This window comes from Mangrovibacter phragmitis (assembly GCF_040429585.1).
Classification (GTDB): Bacteria; Pseudomonadota; Gammaproteobacteria; order Enterobacterales; family Enterobacteriaceae; genus Mangrovibacter; species Mangrovibacter phragmitis.
Genome location: NZ_CP134782.1, coordinates 4,244,266 through 4,256,290, shown reverse-complemented (window position 1 = coordinate 4,256,290; position 12,025 = coordinate 4,244,266). Strand labels below are relative to the sequence as shown.

Genomic DNA, 12,025 nt, shown 5'->3' with positions numbered 1-12,025 from the left:
ATATCTTTTCTTTTTTTAAGGTTATTCGCTGGCGGAATCGCTTCCGTAGCGCTGGCTTTCTTGTGGTGATGCAGCCTTAGTGGTATGGTTTTCGCCTCATTTTGATGTATTAAAATCCATTCGTAAGAGGAATTACGCAATGCGTATTATTTTGCTCGGCGCTCCTGGCGCTGGTAAGGGAACTCAGGCTCAATTTATTATGGAGAAGTATGGGATCCCGCAAATTTCTACCGGCGACATGTTACGTGCCGCAGTAAAATCCGGCTCAGCCCTGGGTAAACAAGCAAAAGACTTGATGGACGCAGGCAAGCTGGTCACTGACGAACTGGTAATTGCACTGGTTAAAGAACGCATTACTCAGGAAGACTGCCGCAATGGTTTTCTGTTAGACGGTTTCCCGCGTACAATTCCTCAGGCTGATGCCATGAAAGAAGCCGGTATCACCGTTGATTATGTTCTGGAATTCGACGTACCGGATGAGCTTATCATAGACCGTATTATTGGCCGCCGGGTTCATGCCGCTTCTGGCCGTGTTTATCATGTGAAATTCAATCCGCCGAAAGTGGAAGGGAAAGATGACGTGACGGGCGAAGAGCTGACCATCCGTAAAGATGACCAGGAAGATACGGTACGTAAACGTCTGGTGGAATACCACCAAATGACTGCACCGTTGATTGGTTATTACAGCAAAGAAGCCGAGTCTGGTAATACCCGTTATGCCAAAATCGACGGTACCCAGTCCGTGAACGATGTGCGTGCTGAACTGGAACGTATCCTCGGTTAAGTTTCCTGCTGCCAGCCCGTCCGGGCTGGCACTTTTCCCTCTGTGCTTTATCTGCGAGTTTTACCCTGTTACTGTGATTGGTTTCCAAAACACGTCATTCGGTTACAATTATCAGGCCGTTAGTCGTAAGAGAGATGGAAATGACTCAGCAAAAAACAGGTATTTTACTGGTTAATTTAGGCACACCTGATGCCCCGACCCCTGCAGCGGTTAAACGTTATTTGCGCCAGTTTTTGAGCGACCGCCGGGTGGTGGATACCCCACGCTGGTTGTGGTGGCCTCTGCTGCGTGGCGTGATTCTGCCAGTGCGTTCGCCACGAGTGGCAAAACTATACCAATCGGTCTGGATGGAAGAAGGCTCGCCATTGATGGTTTACAGTAAGCGCCAGGCTCAGGCATTGCAGGCTCAATTACCTGACACACCTGTTGCGCTGGGAATGAGCTACGGCCAGCCCGCTATGTCTGATGCCGTTGACAGCCTGCTGGCGCAGGGTGTTGAGCACCTGATTGTACTGCCACTTTACCCACAGTATTCTTGTTCGACTGTCGCCGCCGTCTGGGATGAGCTGGCACGTATTCTCGCTACCAAAAGGTCAATTCCTGCTGTCAGCTTTATTCGTGATTACGCGGATGATACCCAGTATATTTCCGCACTGGTCGGTAAGGTTAAAGCCAGTTTTGCCGAGTTTGGTGAGCCAGAACTGCTGTTACTGTCTTACCATGGCATTCCCCAGCGCTATGCAAGCCAGGGGGATACCTACCCGCAACGCTGCCGTGACACAACCCGCGCACTGGTGTCTGCGCTTGGCATCGCCCCAGAAAAAGTCATGATGACCTACCAGTCGCGTTTTGGGCGCGAGCCCTGGCTCACTCCATATACTGATGAAACCCTGAAAGAACTGGGAAAAAAAGGCGTGAAGAATATCCAGGTCATGTGCCCCGGGTTTGCTGCCGACTGCCTGGAAACGCTCGAAGAAGTCGCTGTTCAGAACCGTGAAATCTTCCTGGAAGCCGGGGGAGAAACATACCATTATATTCCGGCGCTTAATGATGATGCTGCACATATCGCTATGATGTCGGCCCTCACCGCGCATTATCGGTGATCGCAGGAAACGGGCTGGGTGTGCTAAACTTCCGGCTCGTTTTCTCTCCCTTCGCAAAAACACGATGAAATTTCCTGGTAAACGTAAATCCAAACACTATTTTCCGGTCAGTGCCCGTGATCCGTTACTGGCGCAGGTTAAAACTGAAAGTGAGCAGACAAATGCCTGGATTGTGGGTATTGACCAGACACTGGTCGATATCGAAGCCCGTGTGGATGATGATTTCATCAGGCGTTATGGCCTGAGTCAGGGCCACTCTCTGGTGATTGATGATGCTAAAGCAGAAGCGTTATATCAGGAACTTACCCAGAATCAGTTAATCACGCACCAGTTTGCTGGTGGGACGATTGGCAACACGATGCATAACTACTCAGTACTGGCTGATGACCGTTCGGTTTTGTTAGGGGTGATGTGCAGCTCAATCACACCTGGCAGTTATGCATACCGTTACCTGTGTAATACATCCAGCCGGACAGATCTGAATTATCTGCAAGGGGTGGATGGTGCCATCGGGCGCTGTTTTACGCTGATAAGCGACAATGGCGAACGGACTTTTGCCATCAGCCCTGGCATGATGAACCACCTGCGCCCGGAAAGTATCCCTGAAGCGGTAATCGCCGGAGCCTCTGCACTGGTGTTATCGGCTTACCTGGTCCGGTGCGCGCCAGAGGAACCTATGCGCGACGCCACTATGCAGGCCATTGCTTACGCCAAAAAACATAATGTCCCGGTAGTGATTACCCTTGGAACCAGGTATGTCATTACTGAACAGGCACAGTGGTGGCAGGATTTTCTGCGCGATAATGTTGATATTCTGGCAATGAATGAAGAAGAGGGGGAAGCTCTGACAGGTGAAAGTGACCCGCTACTGGCGGCAAACCGTGCGCTCGACTGGGTGGATCTTGTGCTGTGTACTGCCGGGCCGGTTGGCCTGTTTATGGCCGGTTACACCGAAGATGAAAACAAACGTAAAACTCAGCACCCGCTGTTACCCGGCGCAATAGCCGAATTTAACCAGTACGAGTTCAGCCGGGCAATGCGCCAGAACGATTGTGTTTCTCCAGTACGGGTGTTCTCCCATATTGCGCCTTATATGGGCGGGCCGGAAAAAATCATGAACACCAACGGTGCTGGCGATGGCGCGCTGGCCGCCTTGTTGCACGATATTACTGCCAATAACTACCACCGCCAGCAAGTGCCTAATTCCAGTAAACACAGCCGCACCTGGCTGACATATTCCTCACTGGCTCAGGTATGTAAATATGCCAACCGGGTCAGCTACCAGGTGCTTAACCAGCACTCTCCAAGGCTGACACGAGGTTTACCGGAGCGGGAAGACAGCCTGGAAGAAGCTTATTGGGAACGGTAAGCGTACGGCTAAGCCTGGCATCTGCCAGGCTGCTGGCTGTTTTAACTCGTATGTAAAGTAACTGTTAAATAATAACCACCAGACAAATAACCTTATGCCAGCCTGGCAGAAAAGGTAGTGATTATTTGTGTTTTATAACCAACAGCACTGCTTTTTATTGTGAGTTGCCCGTATTGCCGGGGTATCGCGTTTTAGACCAGACAGAGCAAGCATTCAGCTCAGCCCCGGTAATATTTATTCACCTGTTTTTAATGTGTTACGCGGTTATCAGGCAGAAAAATCGTCAAGATACCAATCAGTGGCAGGTAAGCACATATTTTATAAACCAGCTCAATACTGCTGTGGTCAGCCACAATTCCCAGAACCGCAGCGCCCAGTCCACCCATACCAAATGCAAAACCGAAGAACAACCCGGAAACCACCCCAATTCGGCCTGGCAACAACTCCTGGGCATACACCAGAATGGCAGAGAATGCCGAAGCCAGAATAAAACCGATGATCATTATCAGGATGCTGGTCCAGAACAATGAAACCCAGGGCAAAAGCAGGGTAAAGGGCGCAACACCCAGTATCGACCCCCAAATTACATATTTACGACCAATCTTATCGCCTACCGGGCCACCAATTACTGTTCCGGCCGCAACGGCAAACAGGAATGCAAATAAGTGCAACTGGGCGCTTTGCACTGACAGGCCGAATTTATCCATCAGATAAAAGGTGAAATAACTGCTGATACTGGCAAGGTAGAAGTATTTAGAAAAAATCAGCAACAGCAGAACACAGACCGCCTGGATAACTTTGTTACGCGGCAGCGGGTTGGTGATATGTACTTTAGGGCGTTGTTTGGCAGTGCGCTGTTGCCGGGCATACCAGCGGCTGATTTGAATCAGTACAATGATTGCCAGTAAAGCTGCCAGCACAAACCACGCCACATTGCCTTTGCCATAAGGAGCAATCAGGATAGCTGCCAGCAATGGCCCAAGTGAGCTGCCAAAATTACCGCCAACCTGGAACAGGGACTGAGCCAGCCCATGACGCCCACCAGAAGCCATGCGCGCCACACGGGATGACTCAGGATGGAAAACTGATGACCCTGTACCCACCAACACCGCAGCCAGCAAAACCGTGTAAAAACTACCAGCAAGTGCCAGTAATACCAGACCACACAAGGTGAAACACATCCCAACAGGCAGCGACCAGGGCATAGGGTATTTATCAGTAAGATAACCCACTACTGGTTGTAGCAATGAAGAGGCTAGCTGAAAGGCCAGGGTAATCAGGCCAATTTGCACAAAACTGAGTGAAAATTCGTTCTGCAATAACGGGTAGATAGCCAGAATTAACGACTGAATCATGTCGTTAAGGAGATGCGAAAGGCTGATAGCGCCAAGGATCCCAAATGAAGTACGTGCTTTCACATTATTCTGGGGAGTTGCCGGTAACACCTGAGGGTTGTGGCTCATGAGTAACAAAACCATAACAAGTGAGGAGAAAAGAAGCAGAGTGTAGCTGATTTCACCTGAGGATGAAATAATTATCAGGCTAACAGCTACCTCTGAACATCACTGGCTACTGCAATCGCGGTTTAATCAATTTTCGCGATATCAGCAAAGGTCGCATCGAGTAATTTAGCCAGGTCTGCCGGTGCCAGCTCAATATCCAGCCCACGTTTACCCCCTGAAATGTACATCGTCGCAAAGTTGCTGGCAGGCGCATCAATCACCGTTGGCAGACGTTTTTTCTGCCCCAGAGGGCTTATTCCGCCAACCAGATACCCTGTGACACGCTGTGCCACCATCGGGTCAGCCATTTCGACTTTTTTGCTTCCCAGCGCTTTGGCGACTTTTTTCAGATCAAGTTGCCCGGATACTGGTGTTACTGCGACTGCAAGATGTTTCATATCACCGTTCAGGGCAACCAGTAACGTTTTATAAACCTGACGGGCATCAAGACCCAGTTTGCGCACCACTTCATCACCAAAGTTGGTCTCATTCGGATCATGGTCATAACTGTGAAGAGTGAAAGATATCTTGTTTTTTTCGAGTAATTTAATTGCCGGAGTCATAAGGCGTTTTCGTCTGGTTAATAGTGAACTACAGGGAGAATAAACCTGGGGGAGGGAAAAAAAATAGTACCAGATTGCTAAACAACCGTAGCCATTATGCTCGTGCTGCGAGACAATTCTGATGTGAGCCTCAGGCTCATCATAAAAATAACTATTTGAATTCCTCTTTGACGGGCCAGTACCCTGTTACTGGCCGTTTTTTTTTGCCTGCAACAACTCAGGCAGATTCCCGGTACCGTATAAATGTAGTGCCCCAACAGCGACGACATAGCGCCCGGGAGGCAACTGCTGCAGATACGCATTCCAGGTAATATTACGCTGATTCATTAATACATCATACAATTGATCGCCAAAGGTGTTTGGTAATGACGTATTGCCGGATGCCGGAGGGGTCTGAAGCCACCAGCTAATCATCACTTGAAGTAAGTGTGCATTGGTTCGCCAGTGAGTCAGTGTATCCAGTAACAGTGGCAGGCCATCATCGGGCAGGGTATTGAGCAGGGCGATTTGCTGGTCTGAACCTTCGAGCTCTAAAATCTTGCGCCCACTTTGCTGTGCGGCATTCAGTAATTGCCAGTCAATGCCGTATTCCGGTCTTAACCCCAGTCGCTGTGCCTGGTGCGCCTGGAGCACCAGCGCTATTTGCCAGAAAGGCAGGGCATCCAACTGCCTCATAGCGACACCTGCTTCATTTGCTACCTGTTCTACTTCTGCCAGTTGTTCGGCACTGAGGCGGCTTTCCAGTGGGTCGCACCAGGGAACATTGTTAAACGGGGAATCACCGGTCAGAATATCGGCTTCAACAATTAGCGCATCACAACTATGAAGCTTGCGTATGAGCCTGGCAGGCAAGGGAGCCATATTGGGCGTTCCCATATGGATACTGCCAACCAGGTGTAAATAACGGCCTCCGGGCAGAACAACATCAAGTGCAGGCCAGGAGTAGCCCTGATTAACCCACTGATTCAATAATGCTTTTAAACGGCTGAAAAATGGCATTCGTTCAAGTCCCGGTAAAACACCATGCTAACCCGGCAGGCAAAAAAAGCAACACCCCGTTATCCGGGGTGTTGCGGTTGATGGCAAACCTTATGTCTGCACAGAACAAGCGGGTGTCGCCTAATAAAAAACAAGGAAAATTAACTTGTTGATTTTCGTCTGCTAACTAAAAAGAAGGAAAAACCACGTTTTTTCCTTCTTTTTCATCAATATGAACACCCCGTTATCCGGGGTGTTGCGGTTGATGGCAAACCACCTGTTTACCCGGCTTTACCGGGGTTTGTAGCGTAACAGCCGGTTGGCGTTACTGACCACCGTGATAGAGGAAAGCGCCATTGCTGCGCCTGCAACTACCGGGTTGAGCAGTGTGCCGGTCAGTGGCCAGAGCACCCCGGCGGCAACCGGGATCCCCAGCGCATTGTAGATAAACGCTCCCAGCAGGTTTTGTTTCATATTTTTTAAGGTGGCCCTGGATATCGACATGGCGTCAGCAACCCCTTGCAGGTCATGGCGCATTAACGTCATGCCTGCGGTTTCGATGGCGACATCACTCCCGCCACCCATGGCAACCCCAACATCTGCCTGTGCCAGCGCAGGAGCATCGTTGATACCATCGCCAACCATCACCACATGCCGGCCTTGCTGTTGCAATTGGGTAATGGCTTCTGCTTTGCCATCAGGCAGCACGCCAGCAATCACCGTATCAATTCCAGCCTGTTTGGCGATAGCGCCCGCGGTAACGGGGTTATCGCCTGTCAGCATCACCAGGTGGTATCCCATCCCATGCAGGCGCTCAAGTGCAGCCCGGCTGGTCTCACGCAGTGGGTCGGTAATGGCGAATAATGCCACCAGGGTGCCGTCCACAGCCAGTAACACAGGTGTCTCCCCCTGGCTTGCGACATTATCCAGCGACTGACGTGCGGGAAGGGTATCCACACCCGTTTCTTCCATCATCGCCTGGTTACCCAATGAGACTTGCCGCCCGTCAATTTCACCCTGTACACCTTTACCACCCAGAGTGCGAAAACTCCTGGCGGGCAGTAATGTCGTTGTTCCAGCTTTATCAACAATCGCTTTCGCCAGTGGGTGACTGGCACCCTGTTCAAGGCTGGCGGCAAACTGCAGCACTGCTGATTCATCCAGCTCACTAAAAGTGGCTATCTGTGTTACCTGGGGTTTGCCTTCTGTTAGTGTGCCGGTTTTATCGAACACGATTGTATCGACTTCGCTGGCACGTTGTAGGGCATCGGCATCTTTAACCAGTACGCCAAATTCAGCGGCACGGCCAACACCGGCAATAATCGACATGGGCGTAGCGAGGCCCAGTGCGCACGGGCAGGCAATAATTAATACCGTAGTGGCAATCACCAGGGTATAAACAATTTGCGGAGCCGGTCCAAAGAAATACCAAATGGCTGCGCTGAACAAAGCAATTGCGACAACCGCTGGCACAAATACCGCAGCGATTTTATCCGCCATCTGCCCTATTTGTGGCTTGCTGGACTGCGCCTGGCGCACCATACGGATAATCCGCGCCAGCGTTGTCTGGTTGCCGGTGGCCTCGGCACGGAACAGCACGCTGCCATCCTGTAGCAGTGTCCCTGCGTGAACCGCTTCGCCCGCACTTTTATGTTGGGGAACGGGTTCCCCCGTAAGCATGGCTTCATCCAGCCAGGCTTCACCCTGAGTTATCTCTCCGTCAACCGGTACCCGGTCACCGGTAGTCAGGCGCAGGGTCATCCCTTTAGTGACCTGAGCAAGCGGAACGGTTTCTTCACCTTTTTCAGTGACAACCCGTGCGGTTGGCGGAGTTAAATCCAGCAGGCGCTCCAGTGCACGGGAAGAGCGCTGGCGGGCACGTTGCTCCAGCATATGCCCCAGGTTAATTAACCCGATAATCATGGTGCTGGCTTCATAATAAAGGTGGCGGGCCTGGTCCGGAAAAGCATGGGGCCACAGATTGACGTTAATGGAGTAAAGCCAGGCAACACCTGTTCCCAGCGCCACCAGCGTATCCATAGTCGCGGTTCTGTTCAGCAGACTTTTCCAGGCGCTACGGTAGAAATGACCACCAGCGATAACCATGACGGCCAGTGTCAGCCAGCCAATCCACAACCATTGCTGGCGGTTTGCATCGGTGACCACCATATGGTCGCCAACCATGCCCCAGACCATCACCGGGATACCAACCAGCAACGCGAGGATGGCCTGCCAGCGAAAACGAGACATCGCATGTTGCGCTGTTTGTTGTTGCCGTTCACGGCGCTGCTGGTCATCTTCTATGGCTTCGGCATCATACCCGGCCTGTTGTACAGCCTGGATCAGTGCACTGGCAGGGGCATCACCCAGAACCAGTGCACTGCGTTCTGCCAGGTTGACCCGTGCCTGGGTTACGCCGGGCACATGCGCCAGCGCATTTTGCACCCGGGAAACACAGCTGGCACAGCTCATGCCACTTATCAACAAATGCTGGCTGTCATCAGTGGTAGTGTCTGCCGGAAGCTCATTATCTGCCGCTGCCAGTACTTCCGGCTGAGTGTTTGACTCTGCCAGCGGCTCAGATTTTGGGTGGCTGGCCAGTTGAGCCTCGTACCCGGCTTCTTTTACGGTGGCAATTAACTGCTCTGCGCTTGCGCTACCGGTGATTTCTGCCTGGTTGAGCGTAACTTCAGCGCTTTCAACATCGCTGCGTTTTTCCAGACTTTCTTTGACACGTTTGACACAGTGGCCGCAAGACAGGCCATCCAGTGCGAGAGTAATATGAGACATATAACCGCTCCTGTTTGTAATTGCCCGCATTCACGCCAATTTTTTGGCGGAGCGAAGCACTAAGTTATCTTGTGCAAATCATCAGCATGATATTGCGTTATGATTAAGGTTAAACCTTCCATTAAGGGGAAGGTCAAGGAGGTGATGTGAATATTAGCGATGTGGCGAAAAAAACAGGCTTAACCAGCAAAGCCATTCGTTTTTATGAAGAAAAAGGGCTGGTGACGCCGCCACTGCGTGGTGAAAATGGCTACCGGAGCTATAACCCTAAGCACCTGGAAGAACTGACATTATTGCGCCAGGCACGCCAGGTGGGGTTCACCCTGGAAGAGTGCCGTGAACTGGTGCATTTATTTAATGATCCTGCGCGGCACAGTGCCGATGTGAAAGCGCGAACGCTGCAAAAAATTGACGAGATCGATTTACATATTCAGGAATTGCTGGAAATGAAAACACGCCTGCAGGCGCTGGCGGAAAATTGCCCAGGCGATGACACGGCTGATTGCCCGATTATTGATAATCTTGCCGGGTGTTGCCACCACAATACCCCTGCGCAGCGCTAACCTGCTGCACAGGGAAATACTGGCATCAGGGTTCATGCCCCAGGGGAGCCGGATACTTCAATACGTAAAGTAATTCCTTCAACACGCACAACGCGCACACGGGTTCCGGCAGGTAAATCGGTATCGGCCTTCACTGGCCATACACTGTCGCCCAACCGTACCTGGCCATGCCCGTTGACCAGGTTATTTTCCAGCACAAAGACCTGGCCTGCCAGTTGGTTGCCCCGCTGGTTGAGTTGCTGACCGGGCTGGTTGATGTTTTTCTGGCTCAGCCAGCGCCACCATAAAAAAGCACACAGCACAGTCAACACGGCAAAACTGGTACCCTGCCAGGCCCAGCCCACCGGCAGGAGCCAGGCAATCAGGCCGGTTACCAGCGCAGCAATACCACTCCACAGCAGGTAACCACTGGCACCGAGCATTTCAGCGGCCAGTAACAGGCCGCCCAGACTCAACCAGAATGCATGCGGATGTGCAGCAATCAGTGGAATCATTTTATTTTCCGTTGCACCTGACTGTCTTTAATTAACTCGCTGATACCCGCGATAGAGCCCATAAGGCTGCTGGCATCCAGCGGCATCAGAACGACTTTACTGTTTTCAGCGGAACCAATCTGTTGCAGAGCATCAGTATATTTCTGTGCAACAAAATAGTTCACAGCCTGGATATCACCCGCAGCAATGGCCTCAGAAACCATACGCGTTGCCTGTGCTTCTGCTTCAGCAGAACGCTCACGCGCTTCTGCCTGTAAAAATGCAGACTGACGGTCACCTTCTGCTTTCAGGATCTGCGACTGTTTTTCCCCTTCAGCTTTGAGAATTTCAGCCTGACGAACCCCTTCGGCTTCCAGAATGTAAGCACGCTTGGTACGTTCAGCTTTCATTTGCGCGTTCATGGAGGCAATCAGTTCAGCTGGCGGGCGAACATCGCGAATTTCAATACGTGTGACTTTCACGCCCCAGGGGTTGGTTGCTTCATCAACAATATGCAACAGACGGGTATTGATACTGTCGCGCTGCGAGAGCATTTCATCAAGCTCCATTGAGCCCAGCACAGTACGAATATTTGTCATGGTGAGATTCATGATAGACAGATCAAGGTTGCTGACCTCATAGGCAGCACGCGCCGGATCAATCACCTGAATAAAGCAGACGGCATCTATCGTGACGTTGGCGTTATCTTTAGAGATAACTTCCTGGGAAGGGATATCCAGAACCTGCTCCATCATATTGATCTTACGGCCAATACGATCCATAAACGGCACAACCAGGTTCAGGCCAGGCATCAGTGTTTTGGTATAACGACCAAAACGTTCAACTGTCCATTGAAAACCCTGCGGGACAATTTTCACCCCGGCAGAGACGATCACCAGTGCAACAACAATTAGAACCGGGATCACGATTAGCATAAAAAACCTCCTGTTTAATAGTGAGAGTAATTCTACCCTAAAAAATAAACAGGAGGTGCTACTATATTCGAGGGTTTACACCAGGTAATCTCGAATAATCAATAAAGTAGTGAGTAAAGCTGGCGGCGATATTGTGAAGCCAGTGGATTCCCGGTGCCCAGGGCCGCGAGGATCTCCTGCATCACTTTACGGGTTTCGCCATTTGCTGCACTCAAGTCCTGTTTCAGGTGGCCAAACAACAACGCCAGTGCTTCTTCATTGCGCCCCACCTGGTGTAATTGCAAAGAAAGGCGGGTAGCGAGCTCTGCATCCTGCGGGTTCTCTGCAACTTGCTGTTGCAGTAACTGAATTTCCGGGGTGTCGGCAGCTTTTTTCAGCAGATCAATTTGTGCCTGTAACCCCTGGTAGCGGGTGTCCTGATCCTGCAGCGGGATAGTGGCCAGCACTGTTTCTGCATCATCAGAACGGTTCAGCGCAATATAGTTTTCCGCCAGTAACAGGCCGATTTCGCTGCTCTGTTCGGACAACTTCCAGGCATCAACCAGTAGCGGCAGGGCTTCGGTGTGCTTGCCTTCCTGCATTAATGCCATTGCTTCCTGTGCTTTTACCTCTTCTTCACGCGGCAGGACCTTATCCAGCAGCGCGCGTACAGCTTCTTCGGGCTGTGGCCCCTGGAATCCATCAACGGGCTGACCGTTCTGGAACAAATACACCGTTGGGATAGCGCGTAACCCAAATTGCGAGGCGACCATCTGTTGGTTGTCACAATCCACAGTGGCAAGAATAAACTGGCCATTATACTTCGCAGCCAGCCCTTTCAGCACCGGCGTCATTTCCTGGCACTGCTGGCTACGGTCAGACCAAAAGTAAAACAATACCGGTGTGGTAACTGATTGTTCCAGTGTGGTATGTAAATTCGCTTCAGTAATCTCAACAATATTCTGTACGGACATGCTTTTTTCTCA

General features: G+C 51.2%; 12 protein-coding genes. 5 read left to right on the top strand and 7 right to left on the bottom strand.

From position 1 onward, the window contains the following. Positions 1-139: 139 nt before the first annotated feature. The 3 genes from adk to MPHASIOC01_RS20655 all read left to right on the top strand — a co-directional run bounded on the left by adk (position 140) and on the right by MPHASIOC01_RS20655 (position 3,256). The gene (adk, locus tag MPHASIOC01_RS20665; RefSeq protein ID WP_064599363.1) at positions 140-784 is read left to right on the top strand and encodes an adenylate kinase; all 645 of its coding nucleotides are present in this window, start codon (positions 140-142) and stop codon (positions 782-784) included. 140 nt (positions 785-924) lie between these two features. Continuing rightward, positions 925-1,887 carry a ferrochelatase gene (gene hemH, locus MPHASIOC01_RS20660; RefSeq protein ID WP_353613196.1) on the top strand — a complete coding sequence of 321 codons (963 nt, stop codon included), beginning with the start codon at positions 925-927 and terminating at the stop codon, positions 1,885-1,887. A gap of 64 nt (positions 1,888-1,951) precedes the next feature. After that, on the top strand, positions 1,952-3,256 hold the full coding sequence (locus tag MPHASIOC01_RS20655) for an inosine/guanosine kinase (RefSeq protein WP_064599365.1): 1,305 nt from the start codon (positions 1,952-1,954) through the stop codon (positions 3,254-3,256). A gap of 248 nt (positions 3,257-3,504) precedes the next feature. Here MPHASIOC01_RS20655 and MPHASIOC01_RS20650 read toward each other — a convergent pair whose 3' ends face one another. From MPHASIOC01_RS20650 to MPHASIOC01_RS20640, 3 genes are all read right to left on the bottom strand, one after another. Then, a complete protein-coding gene (locus MPHASIOC01_RS20650; RefSeq protein WP_369935712.1) occupies positions 3,505-4,734 on the bottom strand; it encodes an MFS transporter in 1,230 nt (409 codons plus the stop codon). A 107-nt stretch (positions 4,735-4,841) separates the two neighbouring features. Beyond that, the gene (gene ybaK, locus MPHASIOC01_RS20645) at positions 4,842-5,321 is read right to left on the bottom strand and encodes a Cys-tRNA(Pro)/Cys-tRNA(Cys) deacylase YbaK (RefSeq protein WP_064599369.1); all 480 of its coding nucleotides are present in this window, start codon (positions 5,319-5,321) and stop codon (positions 4,842-4,844) included. A gap of 186 nt (positions 5,322-5,507) precedes the next feature. Next, positions 5,508-6,320, bottom strand: coding sequence for a TraB/GumN family protein (locus MPHASIOC01_RS20640; protein WP_353613195.1), 813 nt, complete (start codon positions 6,318-6,320; stop codon positions 5,508-5,510). On the opposite strand from MPHASIOC01_RS20640, the gene MPHASIOC01_RS20635 reads away from it, so the two are divergent. Continuing rightward, a complete protein-coding gene (locus tag MPHASIOC01_RS20635; protein ID WP_156519079.1) occupies positions 6,314-6,472 on the top strand; it encodes a hypothetical protein in 159 nt (52 codons plus the stop codon). The two genes, MPHASIOC01_RS20640 and MPHASIOC01_RS20635, sit on opposite strands and share 7 nt — an antisense overlap. A gap of 118 nt (positions 6,473-6,590) precedes the next feature. Here MPHASIOC01_RS20635 and copA read toward each other — a convergent pair whose 3' ends face one another. Beyond that, positions 6,591-9,089 carry a copper-exporting P-type ATPase CopA gene (gene copA / locus MPHASIOC01_RS20630; RefSeq protein WP_353613194.1) on the bottom strand — a complete coding sequence of 833 codons (2,499 nt, stop codon included), beginning with the start codon at positions 9,087-9,089 and terminating at the stop codon, positions 6,591-6,593. Between the two features lie 146 nt (positions 9,090-9,235). On the opposite strand from copA, the gene cueR reads away from it, so the two are divergent. Beyond that, positions 9,236-9,652: a Cu(I)-responsive transcriptional regulator gene (cueR, locus tag MPHASIOC01_RS20625; RefSeq protein WP_064599374.1), complete on the top strand. Its 417-nt coding sequence runs from the start codon at positions 9,236-9,238 to the stop codon at positions 9,650-9,652. Positions 9,653-9,684: 32 nt separating this feature from the next. Here the strand turns inward: cueR and MPHASIOC01_RS20620 are convergent, their stop codons facing one another. The 3 genes from MPHASIOC01_RS20620 to MPHASIOC01_RS20610 form a co-directional block, all read right to left on the bottom strand. Continuing rightward, complete coding sequence (locus MPHASIOC01_RS20620) at positions 9,685-10,146, bottom strand: NfeD family protein (RefSeq protein ID WP_353613193.1); 462 nt, start codon at positions 10,144-10,146, stop codon at positions 9,685-9,687. After that, positions 10,143-11,060 carry an SPFH domain-containing protein gene (locus MPHASIOC01_RS20615; RefSeq protein WP_036109966.1) on the bottom strand — a complete coding sequence of 306 codons (918 nt, stop codon included), beginning with the start codon at positions 11,058-11,060 and terminating at the stop codon, positions 10,143-10,145. Before MPHASIOC01_RS20615 ends, MPHASIOC01_RS20620 begins: the two co-directional genes overlap by 4 nt. A 98-nt stretch (positions 11,061-11,158) precedes the next feature. Next, the gene (locus MPHASIOC01_RS20610) at positions 11,159-12,013 is read right to left on the bottom strand and encodes a co-chaperone YbbN (protein ID WP_064599378.1); all 855 of its coding nucleotides are present in this window, start codon (positions 12,011-12,013) and stop codon (positions 11,159-11,161) included. Between the last annotated feature and the right edge of the window lie 12 nt (positions 12,014-12,025).